Origin of the sequence: Corynebacterium sp. HMSC05H05, assembly GCF_001807265.1 — a bacterium.
Taxonomy (GTDB): Bacteria; Actinomycetota; Actinomycetes; order Mycobacteriales; family Mycobacteriaceae; genus Corynebacterium.
Genome location: NZ_KV788386.1, coordinates 131,950 through 151,489, shown reverse-complemented (window position 1 = coordinate 151,489; position 19,540 = coordinate 131,950). Strand labels below are relative to the sequence as shown.

Sequence of the window (19,540 nt, the reverse complement as noted above, 5' to 3'; positions counted from 1 at the left end):
ATGATCCCTATGCCCACGACATCCTCTGCACACGCTTTGCCCCAGGAGAATTCCGCGACCCCGATGCGGCCCGTGATCATCACTGGCCTGTCCGGCGGCGGTCTGTCCACGGCAGCGAAAGTCTTCGAGGACAAGGGCTTTTTCGTCTCCCAAAACCTGCCGCCGCAGCTGATTCTGGAGCTGGTGGATCTGGCCGCCGCGGACGATTCGCCGGTGGAGCGCCTCGCGGTGGTCACCGACATCCGGGCGGCGAGGTTCAACGGCTCGCTCATGGACACCATCGCGGCGATTCGGGACCGCGGCCACCAGCCGTTCGTGCTGTTTTTGGATGCGCGCGACGACGTGCTGATCCGCCGCTTCGATTCGGTGCGGCGCACCCACCCGCTGCAGGGAGACGGCACCCTGCAGTCCGGCATCGAGCACGAGCGCGAGGAGATGGAGGACCTGCGTGCCTCCGCGGACGTCATCATCGACACGTCCAACCTGTCGGTGCACGATCTCCGCCGCGCGGTGGAGGCTTCCGTCGGCGAGCTACCGATGGGCCGCCAGCACGTCACCATCGAATCCTTCGGGTTCAAGCACGGCTCTCCGCGCGACGCTGATATCGTGCTTGACGTTCGTTTCCTGCCAAACCCGTACTGGGTGGAGGAGCTCCGGGAGTTCCGCGGCGTGGACCAAGCGGTTTCAGACTATGTGCTGAACCAGGACGGTGCCCGCGAGTACGTGGACAACTTCGTCGACCTGCTCTCCAGCACCCTGGGCGGCTACCGCCACGAGGGCAAGGACTTCATCACCGTCGGCATCGGCTGCACGGGCGGGCACCACCGCTCGGTGGCGGTGGCGGAGGCCGTCGGAAAGCGTCTGCGCCAGCAGGGGCAGGTGGATGTCAATGTGATCCACCGCGATCTTGAGCGCCACTAAGCGAGCCGGTTAGGCCATCAGAAAGAAGGGACAATTGAGCCATACGTCGTTCACCTGCCTCGGGGGAGGGCACGGCCTGTACCAGACGCTCACCGCCGCGCGTCAAGCCGGCGCGTCCACGATCAACGCCGTGGTCACAGTGGCGGACGACGGCGGTTCCTCCGGCCGTCTGCGCCGCGAAATGGAGATCGTCCCGCCGGGCGATCTGCGCATGGCGCTCGCGGCTCTCACCGCCGACGGCGAGGACGGCGTGCAGTGGCGCGATACACTGCAGCACCGCTTCGGCGGACACGGCGCGATGGCGGGACATGCGCTGGGCAACTTGTTGATCACGGGGTTGGCAGAGCGCCTCGGAGACACCCAGGCGGCCCTGGACCAGGTGGCCGCCTGGACCGGCTCCGCCGGCCGCGTGATCCCGGTGTGCCCGCAGCCGCTGGACATCGAGGCGGACGTGGCAGGGCTCGACGACGACCCGCGCGTGCTGCGCTCCGTGCGCGGCCAGGTAGCGGTGGCCACCACCCCCGGAGCGGTGCGGCGCGTGCGCCTGACCCCGGCGCAGCCGGCCGCGAGCGAAGCGGCGGTGCAGGCGATTATGGACGCCGACGTGGTGACCATCGGCCCCGGCTCATGGTTCTCCTCGGTGATCCCGCACATTCTCGTGCCCGACATCGCGCAGGCGCTGAACGAAACCTCGGCGACCGTCGTGGTGATCCTGAACCTCTCGCCGGAAGCGGGGGAGACCCACGGGTTCACCACTGAGCGGCACATCCATGTCTTCTCCCAGCACGCCCCGCAGTTGCACGTGGACTACTTCCTGGCCGACGAGCGCACCGCAACCTCCGATGGCGAACGAGACAACATCGCGCGGGCTGCCTCCCGGCTCGATGCCGAGGTAGTCTTCGCCCCCTTGCGCGAAATGGACGCCGCCGGCAGCCCGCTCAACCGGCACGACCCCGAGCAATTGGCAGCTGCCCTCAGAGCCCTTCGGCCGGCACGCTAGAATGCTGGTCGATTCGAAGCTCCAACACACGTAAACGAGGGGAGGCGCCGGTGGCGCTCACGGCCAAGGTCAAGGACGAACTCCTGCGCGCCACCGGCGGCGGGCTAGAGGTGCGCGCCGCGGAGGCGACCGCGCTGATCCGGTTCGGCGGCGAGTTCCAACCGTCCGAGCACGGGGTATCGATCGTGGCCGACTTCGAGGAGGAAGCTGTCGCCCGCCGGTTGGCCGGCACGTTGACAGACCTGTGCGCAGTTGAGGCGCGGGTGGAACTTCTTTCGCCTTCTTCGGGCAACCGCGAAACCCGCTACGAGGTCCGCGTCGACGACGGTGCCGCCGACGTGATCCGCCGGCTGAAGCTGGTCACCGCCTCCGGGCACCCGGTGGTGGGGATGCCGCGCCAGATCATCTCCGGCGACATGTCGTGGGTGGAGGCCGCCTGGCGCGGGGCGTTCCTGGCCCGCGGGCGATTGGCCGAGCCCGGCCGGACCGCCACCCTCGAGGTCGCGTGCCCGGGGCAGGAGGCGGCGCTGGCGCTCGTGGGGCTCGCCCGCCGCATGGGGCTGACCGCCAAGACCCGAGAGACCCGCGGCATCGAGCGGGTGACCCTGCGCGACGGGGAGGCTATCGGCATCCTGCTCAGCCGCATGGGGGCGCCGGCCACCCGCATCGAATGGGACACCAAACGCGAATCCCGTGCCGTCAAAGCGAAGGCGAACAGCAGGCTCGCCACGTTTGACGACGCGAACACCCGCCGCTCGGCCCAGGCCGCGGCTGCCGCAGCCGCACGCGTGGAGCGTGCCATGGAGATCCTCGGCGACGATGTCCCCGAGCACCTCGCCGAAGCTGGTTTCCTGCGCGTCGAGCACCGCCACGCCTCCCTGGAGGAGCTGGGGCGCCTGGCGGACCCGCAGATGACCAAGGACGCGGTGGCCGGACGCATCCGGCGCCTGCTTTCGCTCGCAGATAAACGGGCCGCCGAGCTGGGCGTGGAGGACACCCACGGAAGCCCGACCACCTAAATCCAGTGGGGGTGACGCACTTCACAGTGAGTGCCCCGCTGTCGCTACCGGGGGTGGAAGTGGAGAGTTTTACTCCCCCTAGAGCGGGAAACCGGGCGTAAACCAACATTCAGGGCGGGTGCTGATTGCGGTTGCTACCCCTGGTTTCGTCGATAAGCACAAAGCTCTCTGCAGGTAGGAGCGCTGCTCTCTACACTCGGGGGTGGACCGACAGACCACGAGCACGAGGAGTGTGGACAGTGACTACCCGCATTGGCATCAACGGTTTTGGACGCATCGGCCGCGCAGCGCTGCGCATCATCGAGGACGAATACAAGGGCGAACTCGAAGTGGTGAAGATCAACGATCTCACCGACAACGAGACCCTGGCCCACCTGATGAAGTACGACACCGCATACGGCCAGTTCAACCACGACATCGAGCACGACGACAACTCCATCACCATTGACGGCCGCCGCATCGAGGTCTCCGCGGAGAAGGACCCGGCCAACCTCGCCTGGGGTGACGTCGACGTGGACATCGTGCTCGAGTGCACCGGCGTGTTCCGCAAGGGCCCGGAGGCGAAGGCGCACATCGACGCCGGCGCGAAGAAGGTCATCATCTCCGCCCCGGGCAAGGAGGTCGACGGCACCTACGTCTGGGGTGTCAACCACACCGACTACACCGGCTCCGAGGACGTCATCTCCGCCGCATCCTGCACCACCAACTCGCTTGCACCGGTGGCGAAGGTCCTCGACGAGGCCTTCGGCATCGAGCACGGCCTGATGACCACCATCCACGCCTACACCGGCGACCAGCGCCTCCAGGACGCGCCGCACAAGGACCGGCGCCGCGCCCGCGCCGCAGCCCAGAACATCGTGCCCACCACCACCGGCGCCGCCAAGGCCGTCGGCCTGGTGCTGCCGAACCTGGACGGCAAGCTCGACGGCTTCGCGATGCGCGTGCCCACCATCACCGGCTCTGCCACCGACCTGACCGTCACCCTGTCCAAGGAGACCAGCGTTGAGGAACTCAACGCAGCAGTGAAGAAGGCAGCCGAGGATCCCGAGTTCGGCCAGGCGCTGAAGTACACCGAGGACCCGATCGTCTCCTCCGACATCATCGGCAACCCGCACGGCGCGATCTTCGATGCCGGCATGACCCGTGTGATTGACGGCAACCTGGTCAAGATCATCTCCTGGTACGACAACGAGTGGTCCTACACCGCCCAGTACATCCGCCTGACCAAGTTCGTGGCGGACAAACTCTAAAGAGCATTGGTTGCGGGTCCGTGGTGCCTTCCGGCACGGCGGGCCCGTTTTTCATACGATGGTGAGTGTTCACAGAGCAAAGGAGATACCTATGACCAAGAACCTGCAGCAGCTTCTCGACGAAGGCGTGGACGGCCGCCACGTCCTGGTCCGGTCCGACTTCAACGTGCCCCTGGACGACGACGGCAACATCACCGATGCCGGCCGCATCGACGCCTCGCTGCCCACCCTGAAGGCGCTGCTTGACGGCGGCGCCAAGGTGATCGTCATGGCGCACCTGGGCCGGCCGAAGGGCGAGGTCAACCCGAAGTTCTCCCTCGCCCCGGTGGCGGAGGCGCTGTCTGAGCGCCTGGGTCAGTTTGTCCCGCTGGCCGGCGACGTCTCCGGCGAGGACGCTCACGAGCGCGCTAATGGCCTGACCGAGGGTGAGATCCTCCTGCTCGAGAACGTCCGCTTCGACGCGCGCGAGACCTCCAAGGACGAGGCGGAGCGCGCCGCGTTTGCCGAGGAACTCGCCGCCTTGGCCGCCGACGACGGCGCGTTCGTATCCGACGGCTTCGGCGTTGTGCACCGCGCGCAGGCCTCCGTCTTTGACGTGGCTAAGAAGCTCCCGGCTTACGCGGGCTACCTCGTGGACAAGGAGGTTGAGACCCTGTCTTCCGTGAAAGACAACCCGGAGCACCCGTACGTGGTGGTGCTGGGCGGCTCCAAGGTCTCCGATAAGCTCGGCGTGATTGAGGCGCTGGCGGAAAAGGCCGACAAGATCATCATCGGCGGCGGCATGTGCTACACCTTCCTCGCCGCCCAGGGCCACAACGTGCAGAAGTCGCTGCTGCAAGAGGACATGGTGGATACCTGCAAGGAGCTCATCGAGCGCTTCGGCGACAAGCTGCTGCTGCCGGTGGACGTCGCCGCTGGTGCGGAGTTTGACAAGGACACCGAGAAGAAGATCGTCGGCCTGGACGAGATCCCGGAGGGCTGGATGGGCCTGGACATCGGACCGGAGACCGCCGAGAACTACGCCGAGGCCATCAAGGACTCCAAGACGGTGTTCTGGAACGGACCGATGGGCGTGTTCGAGTTCCCGAACTTCGCCGACGGCACCAAGGCCGTCGCCGAGGCAATGATCGCGGCGACGAAGGAGAACGGCTCCTTCACCGTGGTCGGCGGCGGCGACTCCGCGGCGTCGGTGCGCACCCTCGGTCTTGACGAGGACGGCTTTTCCCACATCTCCACCGGCGGCGGCGCCTCCCTCGAACTCATCGAGGGCAAGGAACTGCCGGGCGTTTCCGTTCTGAACTAGGAGGTTTGCTACCCATGGCACGCACGCCACTTATCGCGGGCAACTGGAAGATGAACCACGACCACCTCGAGGCCATCCAGAGCGCCCAGAAGCTCGCCTTCGCGTTTCCGAAAGACGGCTACGAGTACGTCGACATCGCGCTGACGGTCCCGTTCACGGACCTGCGTTCCATCCAGACCCTGGTGGAGGGCGACAAGCTCAAGATCACCTACGGCGCCCAGGATGTCTCCGAGCACGACAACGGCGCCTACACCGGCGACATCTCCGCGTCCATGCTGGAGAAGCTGGGGTGCTCCTGGGTGGTCGTCGGCCACTCGGAGCGCCGCGAGTACCACGGCGAGACCAACGAGCAGGTCGCGGCGAAAGCTGCCAAGGCCATCGAGCACGGCATCGCCCCGATCGTCTGCGTGGGCGAGCCGCTCGAGGTGCGTGAGGCGGGGGAGCACGTCTCTTACGTGGTCCAGCAGGCGCGCGAGTCGCTCGCGGGCGTCGACCTGTCCAAGGCGGTCATCGCCTACGAGCCGGTCTGGGCGATCGGCACCGGCAAGGTCGCCTCGGCGGAGGATGCCCAGGAGGTCTGCCACGGCATCCGCGAGCTCGTGCGCGAGCTTAGCGACGACTCCGTCGCCGACGCGATCCGCATCCTCTACGGCGGCTCCGTCAAGGCCGACACGGTGGCCGAGATCATCTCGCAGCCGGACGTCGACGGCGGCCTGGTCGGCGGCGCCTCCCTGGACGGGCAGGACTTTGCCAGGCTCGCCGCGGCAGCCGCCAACGCGGTGATGTAAGTCGCTGCCGGGATTGTCTTAGCGGTGGTGTAAGCTCATCGGGAGTTTGCACCATCGCCCATTTTGAAAGGTGTCGCACACATGGCTTTAGCCCTTGAGATTGTGCTGGTGATCGCCGCGATCCTCATGACCGTCTTCGTCCTGCTCCACAAGGGTAAGGGCGGCGGCCTGTCCAGCCTGTTCGGCGGCGGCGTCCAGGCCAACCTGTCCGGTTCGACCACGGTGGAGAAGAACCTCGACCGCGTCACCGTGCTGCTGGCCCTGATCTGGATCCTCTGCATCATCGGCCTGAATCTGATTCAGACCTACGCGGTCTAAACGCCCGCTGAACTAGAACGGTCCTGTTGCGTCCTTCGTGGCGAACAGGACCGTTTCTTTGCGCCCGATAGCGCCGGCGACCGGCCAGTCGTCGGCTGCCTCGGCACCGTCGGAGGCGTGGCTCGCAGCCTCCGCCTTCTCGGCGCCGGAGACCAGCAGCCACACCCGGTCGGCGGACTGCACCGCCGGCAGGGTCAGGGTGGCGCGCTCGGCCGGCGGCTTCGGTGAATCCGTCACCGCCACCACCATCGCGTCGCGTTCGCGCACCGCGTCGGTGTGGGGGAACAGGGAGTTGATGTGGCCCTCGCCGCCCATGCCCAGTAGGTGCAGGTCGAAGCCGCCGTCGCCGACGAGCTCGCGGTAGCGCTCCACCGCGGCGTCCATCGGGCCGCCGTCGAGGCCGTATCCGTAGATGTTCTCCTCCGGGATGCCCACCTTGGACAGCAGCGCCGTGCGGGCCTGGCCCTCGTTGGAGTCGGGGTGGTCCGCGGGCACGTTGCGCTCGTCTCCGAAGAAGACCTCCACGCGCGACCAGTCGATGTCCTCGTCGGCCAGGCGCTCCAGCAGGGCGATGCCGGCGGTGCCGCCGGTGAGCACCACGCGTGCGGTGCGGCCCTCGCCGTGGATGTCGGACATGAGGGTGGTGAACCGGGAGGTCGCGGCGTCGAGAAGCGATGCAAGATCGTTAAAGCTCATTGTGTACTCCTTGAAGTCCGCGCAGCGCGCGCTCGTAGGTGGTGTCGGGGCCGAGGTGGCGCAGGTCCTCGGCGAGGCTCTCCGCTTCGGTGCGCTCGCCCATGGCCACGAAAGAATCGGCGTGGCCGGGCGCGGAGATGCGCACGGTGTGGCGGTCCTGGACCGCAACCTCCACGTCGCCGCCGTCGCAGTGCAGCACCAGGCGGGCGATGGGGAAGTCGCTGGCCGCCTCGCCTTCGCAGCGGGTCACGTCCACGCCCAGGCTGGAGGCGAGCCAGCCCGCTGCGAGATCGACGCTCGGGTCCCCGGCCGCGCCCGCGATCTCGGCGCTGTGGACGCGGGCACCGGGGTGGCGGTCCAGGGCGGAGGCGACGATGCCGCGCCACGGGGTGATCCGCGACCACATCATGTCCGAATCGCCGTGTTCGTAGCCCTCTGTGAGTTCACCAAGGGTCACGCCGTTCGTGCCGCGGCGCAAGTTCGTGATGCGGCGCTGCGCGATCCGGCCCAGCTGCGTGCCCGCGGGGTGCTTCGGGGCCTTTTGCGGCCAGCATGCCACCACGGGGGTGTCCGGCAGCAGCAGCGGGGTGACCACCGCGCCCATGTGGCCGGTCAGCTCGCCGTAGAGGCGCATGACCACGACCTCGGAGGCGCCGGCGTCGGTGGCCACCAGCACCTGCGCGTCGAGGCGGGTTTCGGCTTCCGGGTCGCCGGAGATGAGCACCAGCACGCGGGCGGGATGCTCGAAAGAGGCGTCGCGCAGGGTCGCAAGTGTGGCGTCGATGCTGTCGTCACGCGAGTCATCGATGGCCACCAGCAGGGTGAGCACGCGCCCGGTGGCCAGGGAGTGCCGCTCGCGGGCGTGGGCGAGCTCGGCGGCGATGGCCTTGGTGGTGGTATCCGGCAGTTCGGTGATCATGCTCGAGCCTTTCTTGCTTATGGACGCCGCCAGGCGCGCCCGTCCTTCGACAGCATGCGCTCGGCGGAGGCCGGCCCCCAGGTGCCGGCGGCGTAGTCGTCGGGGCTGCCCTGCTCGGCCCAGTAATTCAGCACCGGGTCCAGGATCTCCCAACTGCGCTCCACCTCGGAGTTGGTGGGAAACAGGCTGGACTCGTCCAAAAGCGCGTCCAGGATGAGGCGTTCGTAGGCTTCCGGCGACTGCTCTGTGAACGCCTCGGAGTAGGAGAAGTCCATGTTCACGTCGCGCAGCTCCATGCCGGGGCCGGGGACTTTGGAGCCGAAGCGCATGAGCACGCCCTCGTCGGGCTGGACCCGGATGACCACCGCGTTGTTGGTTAGAAGGTCCGTCTGGCCCTGGGAGAACGGCTGATACGGCGGGCGCTTGAACACCAGCGCGATCTCGGTGACGCGCCGACCTAACCGCTTGCCGGTGCGCAGGTAGAACGGCACGCCGGCCCAGCGGCGGGAATCGATCTGTAGGGTGCAGGCGGCGAACGTCTCGGTGGTGGAGTTCGGGTCGAACCCTTCCTCCTCGCGCAGGCCGACCACTTTCTTCGACCCCTGCCACCCGGCGGTGTACTGCCCGCGCGCGGTGGTTTTGCCGAACGGGCCCACCGCTGAGGTGGCGCGCAGCACCTTGAGTTTCTCGGCGCGCAGCTGGCCGGGGGAAAAGGAGGTCGGCTCCTCCATAGCCACCAGGGCGAGCAGCTGGATCAGGTGGTTCTGGATCACGTCGCGGGCGGCGCCGATGCCGTCGTAGTAGCTGGCGCGCCCGCCCAGGCCGATGTCCTCGGCCATGGTGATCTGCACGTGGTCGAGGTAGTGGGAGTTCCACACCGGCTCAAACATCTGGTTGGAAAAGCGCAGTGCAAGGATGTTCTGGACAGTTTCCTTGCCCAGGTAGTGGTCGATGCGGAACACGGAACGCTCGTCGAACACCGCGCCGACGACCGCGTTGAGCTCCTTGGCGGACTCGAGGTCGTGGCCGAACGGCTTTTCAATGATCACGCGGCGCCACTGGTTCTCGCCGTCGTGCGCCATGCCGGAGCGGTCCAGCTGGTGGACCACCTCGGCGAAGAACTCAGGTGGCACGGACAGGTAGTAGGCCCAGTTGCCGGCGGTGCCGCGCTCGTCGTCGCTGCGTTTGCAGGTGGCGGCAAGCCGGTCGAAGGCGGCGTCGTCGTCGAAGTTGCCCTGGACAAACTCGAGGCCTTCGGCGAGACGCTGCCACACGTTCTCGTGGAACTCGGTGCGCGCGCCGTCGTTGACAGCCTTGCGCACGTACGCCTCGAAGTCGGCCTTGGACCAGTCGCGCCGCCCGTAACCGACCAGCGTGAACCCGCCGGGCAGGAGGCCGCGGTTGGCCAGGTCGTAGACGGCCGGCAGCAGCTTCTTGCGGGCGAGGTCGCCGGTGACCCCGAAGATCACCATGCCGGAGGGCCCGGCGATCTGGGGGAGGCGTTTGTCGGCGTCAGAGCGCAGCGGGTTGGTCCACTGCTGGTGCGGTGAAGTCACGTTAGGCGAGCCTAGCAGTCATGGAATCGAGCAGCTCCTGCCACGCGTCCACGAACTTCTCCACGCCTTCGCGCTCCAGCACGGCGACCACGTCGTCGAGGTCGATGCCCACGCCGCGCAGCGCCGCGAAGGTTTCGCGAGAGGCAGCTTCGGTGCCGGTGAGGGTGTCGCCGTGCACGCCGCCGTCGCGAAGCACCGCGTCGAGCGTCTTCTCCGGCATCGTGTTCACGGTCTGCGGGCCAGCGAGCTCAGTGACGTACATCGTCGCCGGGTAGTCCGGGTTTTTCACACCGGTCGACGCCCATAGGGGGCGCTGGGCGTTCGCGCCCGCAGGAAGCTTCTCGACGTCAGCTCCGCCAAACTCACGCTCAAACAGGGCATATGCCAGCCGCGCGTTGGCGATGCCGGCCTTGCCGCGCAGCGCCAGCGCCTCCTTGGTGCCGATGGCTTCGAGACGCTTGTCCACCTCGGTGTCCATGCGGGAGACGAAGAAGGACGCCACGGAGTGGATGCGGCTGACGTCGTGGCCGTTGGTGGCGGCCTTGCGGATGCCGTCCTTGTAGGCATCGATGACCTGCTTGTAGCGCTCCACGGAGAAGATCAGGGTGACGTTGACGGAGATGCCCTCGGCCAGCGCCGCGGTGACGGCGGGCAGCGACTCGTCGGTGGCCGGGATCTTGATCATGAGGTTGTCGCGGTCCACCAGCTGCCAAAGCTCGCGGGCCTGGGCGATGGTCTTCGCCTCGTCGGCGGCGAAGCGCGGGTCCACCTCGATGGAGACGCGGCCGTCTTTGCCGCCGGTGGCATCAAAGGTGTCGCGGAAGAGATCGCAGGCGTCCTGGACGTCCTTGACGCTCATGGCGTAGACGGCGGCGTCGGCGGTGGTGCCGGCCTGCTTCAGCTCGGCGAGCTGCTCGTCGTAGTGGGTGCCGGAGCCCATGGCGGCGGCGAAGATCGCGGGGTTGGTGGTCACGCCGACGATGGACTTCGCTTGCTTCACTTCGTCCAGGTTGCCGGTGGCGATGCGCTCGCGCGACAGGTCGTCGAGCCAGGTGGAGGTGCCGACTTGGTAGAGGTCGTCGATTGCGGTCATGCTTTCAATCCCTTCCTTTGCGAGTTAGCGCCCGTCGCCGCGGGTGGGCTCGGATTCGGTGTCCCCGACGCGCACGCTCGTGGCCACGCTGCGCTCCTCGCGCACGCACTCGAGGGTTTCGCGGGCGGTGCGCACGACGTTGTCGGTGGTGAAGCCGAAGCGCTCGAACAGCTCGGCGCCCGGTGCGGAGGCACCGAAGTGCTCCAGGGACACGGCGCGGCCGTACTCGCCGAGGAAGCGGAACCACGGCATGGAGGTCGCCGCCTCGACGGAGACGCGGGCCTTGACGTCGCGCGGCAGCACGGCGTCGATGTAGGCGTCGTCCTGCTCCATGAACCAGTCCATGGACGGCACGGACACCACGCGGGTTGCGGTGCCCTCGGCCTCGAGCGTTTTGGCGGCTCCGACGGCGTACTGGACCTCGGAACCGGAGGCCATGAGGATCACCTCCGGGCTGTCGGCGGATTCCTCGACCAGCACGTAGGCGCCGCGGGCCACGCCCTCGAAAGCCTTCTCCTTGGTGCCCTCGAGCACCGGCAGGTTCTGGCGGGACAGCGCCAGCGCCTTCGGCTGCTCCTTCGCCTCGAGTGCGGCGATCCAGGCGGCGGAGGTCTCGTTCGCGTCGGCCGGGCGGATCACCGCCACGTCCGGGATGGCGCGGAGAGCGGCGAGGGTCTCCACCGGCTGGTGGGTCGGGCCGTCCTCGCCGAGACCGATGGAGTCGTGGGTGAACACGTAGTAGCCGTCGATGCCGGACAGGGCGGCGACGCGGATGGCGGGGTAGAGGTACTCGGAGAAGATGAGGAAGGTACCGCCGTAGACGCGGGTGCCGCCGTGCAGGGCGATGCCGTTCATCACCGCGCCCATGGCGTGCTCGCGGATGCCGAAGTGCAGGTTGCGCCCGTACGGGTCGGCGGAGAACATCTCAGTGGAGATGGAGCGCGGGCCGAAGGAGTCCGCACCCTCGATCAGGGTGTTGTTGGACCCGGCCAGGTCGGCGGAGCCGCCCCACAGCTCGGGCAGCGCGGCCGCGGCGGCCTGGATCGCGGCGGCGGAGGCCTTGCGAGTGGCCACGCCCTTCGCGTCCGGTTCCCAGGTGGGGAAGTCCTTCTTCCAGTCCGCCGGCAGCTCGCGAGCGGTCAGGCGGTCCAGCAGCGCCTTGCGCTCCGGGTTCGCCTCGGCCCAGGCGTTGAACTTTTCGTCCCAGGCAGCGCGCTTCTCAGCCGCACGTTCGCGCAGCCTGCGGGTGTGGGTGATCACCTCGTCTTCTTCAGGGAAGTGCACGGCCGGGTCGAAGCCGAGCGCCTCCTTGACTGCGGCGACCTCGTCGGCGCCGAGTGCTGCGCCGTGGATGGCACCGGTGTTCATCAGGTTCGGGGCCGGGTAGCCGATCACGGTTTTCACGCGGATGATCGTCGGCTTGGTCGGCTCCGCCTTCGCCTCGGCCACGGCGGCCTCGATGGCGGCAACGTCCTCGCCGGATTCGACGGTGAGGGTCTGCCAGCCGTATGCGTCGTAACGCTTGAGCACGTCCTCGGTGAAGGCGATTTGGGTGTCGTCCTCGATGGAGATGCGGTTGTCGTCCCAGAACAGGATGAGGTTGCCCAGCTGCTGCGTGCCTGCCAGGGAGGACGCCTCGGCGGTCACGCCCTCCTGCAGGCAACCGTCGCCGGCGACGACGTAGATGAAGTGGTCGAAGGGGGACTCTCCGGCGGGGGCGTCGGGGTCGAACAGGCCACGCTCACGTCGAGAAGCCATCGCCATGCCCACTGCGGAAGCGAGGCCCTGGCCGAGCGGGCCGGTGGTGATCTCGATGTGGTCGGTGTGGTTGTACTCCGGGTGGCCCGGGGTCTTCGAGCCCCAGGTGCGCAGGTCCTTCAAATCCTGCAGTTCCAGCCCGAAGCCGCCGAGGTACAGCTGCACGTACTGCGTGAGCGAGGAGTGGCCGTTGGACAGCACGAAGCGGTCGCGGCCCACCCAGTCCTTGTCGGACGGGTCCACGTCCATCACGCGCTGGAACAGGGTGTAGGCCAGCGGCGCGAGGCTCATGGCGGTGCCGGGGTGGCCGGAGCCGCAGTGCTCCACTGCGTCCGCGGCGAGCACCCGGGCCGTGTCAACGGCGCGGGTGTCGGTCTCGGTCCAGTCCTGCGGGTAGTTGCGCTCGGTCATTGCCTGCAGTTTCGGGGGCAGCGTCATGGGTTCCTCGCTTTCTTTAAGGTCGCACAAAAGCATATCGCTTATCGACGCCTCCGGTCCCACCCGTTCCTCGATTCGTTAACTCACGCTGGTTGGGGCTACCATCATCCGAAGGTATGATTGCCCGCGCCCGACGGCGGTACAAAAAGGAGAGAGTTGTTGGAGACCATCAAGGCATATTTCGCGTTGACGAAGCCGAGGGTCATTGAACTTCTCTTGGTCGCCGCGATTCCCGCGATGCTGCAGGCGCACCGCGGCGAGGTGCACCTCTGGCTAGTGCTGGGCACGCTGCTTGGCGGCTGGATGGGTGCCGCGGCCGCGAACACCTTCAACATGGTGGCGGATTACGACATCGACCAGAAGATGGGCCGCACCCGCGCCCGCCCGCTGGTGCGCCACTCGGTGACCAAGCAGAAGGCCGCGGTGTTCGCCTGGGTGATGCTCGTGCTGTCCGTGCTGTGGCTCGGGGTGCTGTGCAACTCCTGGCTGGCGGCGTTTTTCATCGTGCTGACCAACTTCTTCTACATCTTCGTCTACACGAAGTGGCTGAAGCGACGCACCTGGCAGAACGTCATCTGGGGCGGCGCCGCCGGCTGCATGCCCGTGATGGTGGGCTGGGCCGTGATCCGCGACAACGTCCACGACGGCTCCGCCGACAACTGGTGGCAGGCCATCGTGCTGTTCTTGATCATCTTCTTCTGGACCCCGCCGCACACCTGGGCGCTGGCAATGAAGTACAAGGACGACTACGCCCGCGCCAACGTGCCCATGCTGCCGGTGGTGGCTTCGGCCGAAGAGACCTCCCGCCAGATTGTGCTCTACTCCTGGCTGACCGTGGCGGTCTCCCTGGTGCTGGTGCCGGCGGCGTCCTGGATTTACCTGGCAATTGCGATCATTTCCGGCGTCGCGTTTCTGGTCATGGCGACGAAGCTGCACCAGGGCATCGTGCGCGGCGAGAACGTCAAGCCGCTGAAGCTGTTCATCCTCTCCAACAACTACCTCGCCGCGCTGTTCCTGGGCCTGTCCTTCGACGCGGTGCTCGGCTGGGAGACCGTCAGCCAGCTGCTGTTCTAGACCTTCAGCACCACCGAGCCGGTGGTGTTGCGCGCCTGCAGGTCCTCGTGGGCCTGGCGGGCGTTTTTCAGTTCATAGGGCGGGTGGATGCGGATCTTCACCGTGCCGTCTTCCACCGCCCGGGCCACGGCCTGGGCGCGCATGAGGAACTCGTCGTCCGTTGCCACGTAGTGCTTCAACGAGGGGCGGGTGAGAAACAGCGCGCCGTGGGCGTTGAGCTCCTGGATCTTGAACGGCTCGACGTCGCCGGAGGCGGAGCCGAACGAGCACACCAGCCCGCGCGGGCGGGTGACGTTCAGGCACATCTCGAAGGTGTCCTGCCCGACGCCGTCGTAGACCACGTCCACGCCGCCGCCGTTTTCGGCCTTGATCTGCTCGGCCAGGTCCTCGCCGTAGCGGAACACCTTGGACGCGCCCGCCTCGTAGGCGAGCTGTTCTTTCTCGTCGGTGGAGACAACTGAGTAGACGGTCGCCTCCTCGGCGGCCGCCATCTGGGTCAGGATCAGCCCCACGCCGCCGGCACCGGCGGTGACGACCATGGTGTCGCCCGGCTTCGTTTCGCGTACACCGTGGAGCAGGTAGTGCGAGGTCATGCCCTGCAGCAGCATCGAGGCCGCCACCGCTGGATCGACACCTTCCGGCACGGCCACGAGCCGGTTGCGGTCCACCGCCACCTGCTCGGCGTAGGAGCCGGGAGCGGCGTGCCAGGCCACCAAGGTGCCGGGCGCGATCTCGCCGAGGGGATCTTCCACCACGCGGCCGCAGCCCTCGGTGCCGGGAATATAGGGCGGATTTGAGGGGTAAGTTCCGGAGCGGAAGTAGGTGTCGATGTAGTTGATGCCGGCGTACGCGACGTCGACAAGCAACTGCCCCTCAGACGGCTGTGGCGGCTCGACGTCCTTGTACTCGAGGACTTCCGGGCCGCCGTGGGATGTGACAACGATTGCTTTCATGTCACACGAGCGTAGGCAACCTGCGCTTCCCATGTGCGAAAAGGAACCCGCTAAATGCAACCACGACCGACGACATGGCGATATGCGCCGGGATTGTCCAGCGCGGAACCCCCATGCGGAACTGGATCACGCCGATGGCCCATTGCACCAGAATCATGGCGATGAGCACGTATGCGGTGCGCTTAGCGTCCTCCGGCGCGCCGGAGTTGCGCAGCAGCACCGTGGTGATGATGGTGGCGATGAGGTAGAGGTACATGCACACGGCGTGCACGTAGGCGAGCACGCGCGTGTCCATCTCGAGGCGGCCCTCCATGCCTGCGCCAGCGTCGCCCGAGTGAGGGCCGGAGCCTGTGACCATGGTGCCGGTGATGAGCACGAGGCACAGCGCCGCGGCGGCGATGAGCGTCCACGTCTGCGCCGAGCCGGGGTAGCGGCGGGTGGGGGCTGCTGTGTCGGTTTCGGCGATGCGCATGTACAGCATCGCGGCGACGAACACGAGCACCATCGACGGCAGGAAGTGCACCGCCACGGACCACCAGCGCAGGTCAAGCCGCACGGAGATGCCGCCGATGACGGCCTGCACGACCACGCCCAGCAGGGATATCCAGGCCAGCGTCTTAATGTCCTTGCGGCGCCCGGCGCGGATCACGGCAAAGAGCACGAGGCCGGCGGCCGCGGCGACCACGAAGGCGAGGAGGCGGTTGCCGAACTCGATGGCCTGGTGGATCCAGGGGGCCGCGCCGGCGACCGGCACGAGCGAGCCCTCGTGGCACAGCGGCCAGGTGTCGCAGCCGAGGCCAGACCCGGTCACGCGCACCAGCGAGCCGGTCACGGTGATGCCGCCCTGGCACAGCAGCAGCACCATGGCGAGGGTGCGCTGCAACTTGAGAGACGGGTCGCGCCAGGCCTCCCTCCAGGAACTCGGGCGGGTCTCAGCTGTGGTTGCGGTCACTGTTTCTCCAACTTTCGGACGATGTTGATCGTGGTGAGTGTAACGCGCCTAGCCGTCAAAGCGGAACAGGCGCACGGCGGCGGTCACCGCCGCTACCCCCCACGCTCCGAGGGACGCCCACGCCGCCCAGTTGACCTGCAGCGAAAGGGCCTGCACCAGGGCGCCCGCCAGCGCCACGGTGGGCACCGCGTTCCACCACCCGGCGTGCGCGATGTCGCCGGAGTAGCCCACCCAGCCGAGGACGCCCATGAGCACCAGCCAGATCAGGTTCGCCAGCGCCAGCACCAGCTCGGCGCGCAGGGTGCCTCCCATAAGCAGCCCCATCGCGGTGAACGCGGCCACACCGCACAGGAGGGTAGCCAGCCCGAAGGCGGCGCCGGCGGGGGTCACGCGCCACCCCAGCGCCAGCGCGATCGCGCCGAGCACCACGAGCTGCACCACCACCGTGGCCAGCACGCCGAGGATTCTGCCCACGATGATGGTCCAGGGCGGCACCCCGGATGCGCCGGTGCGCTTTAACGCCCCGTAGCGTCGGTCGAATGCGACGGCGATGGCCTGGCCGGTAAAACCCGCGCCGGTGGCGGCGACAGCGAAAACCATGGGCACCAGCACGTCGAACTCGGTGTTCTCGCCGAGGATCGGCGCGAAGTGCGCGGCGAGCAGGATCGCCGCCGGGATCAGCACGTTGAGCAGGAGCTGCTCGCCGTGGCGCAGCATCAGCTTCGCCTCGATGCGCCCTTGGGCCGCGGCCATCCGGCCGAACGACGCCCGCTGCGGCGCCGGGGCGAAAATGCCTGGGGTGAGCTTCTCCATTAGCTCCTCAGCTCCCTTCCTGTGATGTCCAAAAACACGTCCTCTAAGTTGCGGTGGGACACGCTCAGCTCGCGGATCAGCACATCCTGGCGTGCGGCCTCGCGCGCGAGCGTCTCGACGACCTCCGGCGAGCCCGTACCTTTGATCCGGTAACTGCGCGGCCGGACTTCCTCGACTGTGAGGCCGGCGGGCGTGAGCTCGTCGTTAAGCTTTTGCACGTCGAACACCTCCGCCGTCTCGACCGCGAGCACCGGAAACTCTTCGTGGCTGGTCAGCTCTTCCGGGGTGCCCTGGGCGACGACCTTGCCGTGGTCGATGATGACCACGTCATCCGCGAGGCTTTCGGCCTCGTCCATGAGGTGGGTGGTGAGCAGGACGCTCACCCCGTCGCGCTTGAGTGCGGAGATGATGTCCCACACCGCCATACGGGACTGGGCGTCCAGGCCCGCGGTGGGCTCGTCCAGAAAGATCAGCTCCGGCCTGCCAATCAGCGCCAGCGCCAGCGACAGTCGCTGCTGCTGGCCGCCCGACAGTCGGCGGTAGGTGGTCTTGGCTGCGCCTTCCAGCCCCACCAACTCCATGAGCCACCGCGGGTCGTGGGGATGCTTGTTGTAGCTGGCGGCGAGGTTGAGCATTTCTTCGACGGAGACGCCGGCGTAGGAGCCGCCGCCCTGGAGCATGATGCCGATGCGGTCGCGCACCTTCTGCGGCTGCGCGACCGGGTCGATGCCGAGCACGCGGATCGACCCGGAGGTGGGCTTGGTAAAGCCCTCGCACATCTCGATGGTGGTGGTTTTACCGGCGCCGTTGGGGCCCAGAAGCGCCAGCAGCTCGCCGCGCCGCGCTGTGAATGAGAGCCCGTCAACTGCCGTTTTGTCGCCGAACCGCTTGACAACACTGTCGACAACCAGCGCGTGATCACTCATGGGTGATGAGTGTAGACCGCCTGCGCCGCAGCACCCGAAGCGTGAGCGCCACGCACACCGTCAGCAGGATGAAGCCGACGATGGCGGAGCCGTAGATGGTGGCCACCGCCCCCGCTTGGAGGCGGAGCCCGCGGGGGAGGACGAGGAAGCTCACCAACGCCGAGTACCCGGCCACAGAGGCGCGGAAGGCGAAACGGTTCGCCCACGCCGCCAGCGGAAGCACGGCCCACAACGGGTACCAGGGGTGCACGACGGGAAACAGCACAACCAAAACGAACGTGGACACGCCGAGACCGCCGACCGGGTGGATGGTGCCGCGGTAGGTGGCCCAGAGCATGCGCACCGCGAACGCGGCGGCGACGGTCAACCCCGCCCAACGGGTCACGCTGAGCATCGCGTCCGTGTGGTCGCCGAGCCCCAGGTTCATGCCGAGGAACCCGCCGGCGACGCCGATATCCGTGGTCACAGACAGCCAGCTGCGGATTTGCGCGGCGCCTCCTTGGCCGGTGACCCACCCCAGGCCGATGCCGGAGATTAGCGAGACCGCGATGGCGGTGGCCACCAGCATGGTCGCGTGCAGGGCGGCGGAGGTGGCGATCGCGCGGGGGCCGCTGCGCTGGCGAAGTGGTCGTGTGCGCAGGTGGCGGGCCAGCGCCATGCCGGTGAATCCGAGGGCCAAAAAGCCGATCACCTTCACCATGCCGGCGCAGCTGATCAGGGCAGCAGAAGCAGCGAGCTGAGCCCAGCCGGAGCGCCGGTCGCGCTCGAGCCGGTCGATGCCTCGCAGCCCCACCTCGAGGCCGACGAGCAGCAGGCCCATCATGATGGCCTCGTTGTGGATGCCGCCGACCATGTGCAACACCGTCAGCGGGTTGAGGATGCCCAGCCACAGGGCGGCCGGCCCTGTTACGCCGCAGCGCTTCGCCAGCGCGAGCACTGCCCAGGCCGCGGCGAGAATGCCAGCGACAGACACGACGCGGTGGGCGAGCACGCCCCAAAAGATCGAGTCACCCGTGATGTGCGAGATCACCGCCGCCGTGCCGAGCGCAACCGGCCCGTACGGGCTAGGGGAGTGCGCCCAAATAAACGGCACGGAGCGGGCGAGATGGTGCTCCACGCCGAGAATCTCCACGGGGCCGGAGGAGTACGGGTCGAGCCCCTGGCGCACGATGTTGCCGTTGGCCAGGTAGGAGTAGATGTCCTGGGTGAACAGTGGTGCGGTGGCGAGCAGCGGGATCACCCACGCGATGAAGGTGCGCAGCATCTCCGGGTTGCTCACCCGCGCCCCTCGTGCCGCGCCCGGCGACGCCCCGACGAACGGCGCCATGGCCAGCCAAGCGGCCACCAACACGCCGACGCCGATGAGCACGAGCGCGTTGGAGGCGAGCATCATGCGTCCCATCTCCGCGCCGAAGGGGAAGCTCTGCCACGGGTTTTCCACCACCGGCAGGGCGCCGCCGCCGATGCCCGCGAAGGCGATCAGGCACGCCCCCGCCGCACCTGCCCAGCGCAGAGCCGCGAATCGGCTGCGCTCGCGGGTGCGAACCGCCACGCTTGTCGGAGTGCTCTGGGCAGGGGAGGCCGGGTCGTGGAGCAGCGTTGAACGGGATCCCGGACGACCGAAGCGGGGCAGCTCGCTGACCAAGCTCACGCGCCTGGCGTGGCGCGTACGTCGGGTGCCGTGCGGGCGTTCGGGTTCAGTCACGGTTGAACAGTCTAAGTGGCGCCCCGACACGGGCCCACCCGTTGCGGCGGGAATATTT

Annotated in this window: 18 protein-coding genes; 8 read left to right on the top strand and 10 right to left on the bottom strand. The window is 67.7% G+C overall.

Features of this window, described 5'->3' with window-relative positions; genetic code table 11:
- The 7 genes from rapZ to secG all read left to right on the top strand — a co-directional run bounded on the left by rapZ (nt 1) and on the right by secG (nt 6,599).
- Entirely contained in the window at nt 1–921 is a 921-nt protein-coding gene (rapZ, locus tag HMPREF3151_RS04825) for an RNase adapter RapZ (protein WP_070474003.1), read from the top strand.
- A 34-nt stretch (nt 922–955) separates the two neighbouring features.
- On the top strand, nt 956–1,921 hold the full coding sequence (yvcK, locus tag HMPREF3151_RS04820; protein ID WP_070474001.1) for a gluconeogenesis factor YvcK family protein: 966 nt from the start codon (nt 956–958) through the stop codon (nt 1,919–1,921).
- Between the two features lie 50 nt (nt 1,922–1,971).
- Nucleotides 1,972–2,940, top strand: coding sequence for a DNA-binding protein WhiA (gene whiA, locus HMPREF3151_RS04815; RefSeq protein WP_070473999.1), 969 nt, complete (start codon nt 1,972–1,974; stop codon nt 2,938–2,940).
- Between the two features lie 239 nt (nt 2,941–3,179).
- The gene (gap, locus tag HMPREF3151_RS04810) at nt 3,180–4,190 is read left to right on the top strand and encodes a type I glyceraldehyde-3-phosphate dehydrogenase (RefSeq protein WP_070473997.1); all 1,011 of its coding nucleotides are present in this window, start codon (nt 3,180–3,182) and stop codon (nt 4,188–4,190) included.
- Nucleotides 4,191–4,281: 91 nt separating this feature from the next.
- Complete coding sequence (pgk, locus tag HMPREF3151_RS04805) at nt 4,282–5,493, top strand: phosphoglycerate kinase (RefSeq protein WP_070473995.1); 1,212 nt, start codon at nt 4,282–4,284, stop codon at nt 5,491–5,493.
- A 14-nt stretch (nt 5,494–5,507) separates the two neighbouring features.
- A complete protein-coding gene (tpiA, locus tag HMPREF3151_RS04800; protein ID WP_070473993.1) occupies nt 5,508–6,281 on the top strand; it encodes a triose-phosphate isomerase in 774 nt (257 codons plus the stop codon).
- An 81-nt stretch (nt 6,282–6,362) separates the two neighbouring features.
- Entirely contained in the window at nt 6,363–6,599 is a 237-nt protein-coding gene (gene secG, locus HMPREF3151_RS04795) for a preprotein translocase subunit SecG (protein WP_070473991.1), read from the top strand.
- A 12-nt stretch (nt 6,600–6,611) separates the two neighbouring features.
- On the opposite strand, the gene pgl is transcribed toward secG, so the two are convergent.
- Genes pgl through tkt form a run of 5 tightly spaced genes read right to left on the bottom strand, consistent with a single transcriptional unit; the run spans nt 6,612 to nt 13,059 of the window.
- Nucleotides 6,612–7,295: a 6-phosphogluconolactonase gene (gene pgl / locus HMPREF3151_RS04790; RefSeq protein WP_070473989.1), complete on the bottom strand. Its 684-nt coding sequence runs from the start codon at nt 7,293–7,295 to the stop codon at nt 6,612–6,614.
- Nucleotides 7,285–8,214: a glucose-6-phosphate dehydrogenase assembly protein OpcA gene (locus HMPREF3151_RS04785; RefSeq protein ID WP_070473987.1), complete on the bottom strand. Its 930-nt coding sequence runs from the start codon at nt 8,212–8,214 to the stop codon at nt 7,285–7,287. The genes pgl and HMPREF3151_RS04785 overlap by 11 nt, the downstream gene beginning before the upstream one ends.
- Nucleotides 8,215–8,231: 17 nt before the next feature.
- Complete coding sequence (gene zwf / locus HMPREF3151_RS04780) at nt 8,232–9,770, bottom strand: glucose-6-phosphate dehydrogenase (RefSeq protein ID WP_083290187.1); 1,539 nt, start codon at nt 9,768–9,770, stop codon at nt 8,232–8,234.
- Nucleotide 9,771: 1 nt separating this feature from the next.
- Nucleotides 9,772–10,863, bottom strand: coding sequence for a transaldolase (tal, locus tag HMPREF3151_RS04775; RefSeq protein WP_070473983.1), 1,092 nt, complete (start codon nt 10,861–10,863; stop codon nt 9,772–9,774).
- Nucleotides 10,864–10,887: 24 nt separating this feature from the next.
- Nucleotides 10,888–13,059, bottom strand: a complete 2,172-nt coding sequence (gene tkt, locus HMPREF3151_RS04770) for a transketolase (RefSeq protein WP_083290186.1) — start codon at nt 13,057–13,059, stop codon at nt 10,888–10,890.
- Between the two features lie 156 nt (nt 13,060–13,215).
- Between tkt and HMPREF3151_RS04765 the strand changes: the two genes are divergently transcribed.
- Entirely contained in the window at nt 13,216–14,133 is a 918-nt protein-coding gene (locus HMPREF3151_RS04765) for a heme o synthase (RefSeq protein WP_256365525.1), read from the top strand.
- Here the strand turns inward: HMPREF3151_RS04765 and HMPREF3151_RS04760 are convergent.
- The 5 genes from HMPREF3151_RS04760 to mptB form a co-directional block, all read right to left on the bottom strand.
- Nucleotides 14,130–15,086 (bottom strand): quinone oxidoreductase family protein, encoded by a 957-nt coding sequence (locus HMPREF3151_RS04760; RefSeq protein WP_070473979.1) that lies wholly within the window; start codon nt 15,084–15,086, stop codon nt 14,130–14,132. The genes HMPREF3151_RS04765 and HMPREF3151_RS04760 overlap by 4 nt on opposite strands.
- A 1-nt stretch (nt 15,087) precedes the next feature.
- A complete protein-coding gene (locus HMPREF3151_RS04755) occupies nt 15,088–15,951 on the bottom strand; it encodes a COX15/CtaA family protein (RefSeq protein ID WP_083290195.1) in 864 nt (287 codons plus the stop codon).
- Between the two features lie 135 nt (nt 15,952–16,086).
- Nucleotides 16,087–16,851: an ABC transporter permease gene (locus tag HMPREF3151_RS04750; RefSeq protein ID WP_070473975.1), complete on the bottom strand. Its 765-nt coding sequence runs from the start codon at nt 16,849–16,851 to the stop codon at nt 16,087–16,089.
- Complete coding sequence (locus tag HMPREF3151_RS04745) at nt 16,851–17,777, bottom strand: ABC transporter ATP-binding protein (protein ID WP_070473973.1); 927 nt, start codon at nt 17,775–17,777, stop codon at nt 16,851–16,853. The genes HMPREF3151_RS04750 and HMPREF3151_RS04745 overlap by 1 nt, the downstream gene beginning before the upstream one ends.
- A complete protein-coding gene (mptB, locus tag HMPREF3151_RS04740) occupies nt 17,770–19,482 on the bottom strand; it encodes a polyprenol phosphomannose-dependent alpha 1,6 mannosyltransferase MptB (protein WP_371441210.1) in 1,713 nt (570 codons plus the stop codon). The genes HMPREF3151_RS04745 and mptB overlap by 8 nt, the downstream gene beginning before the upstream one ends.
- Nucleotides 19,483–19,540 lie beyond the last annotated feature (58 nt).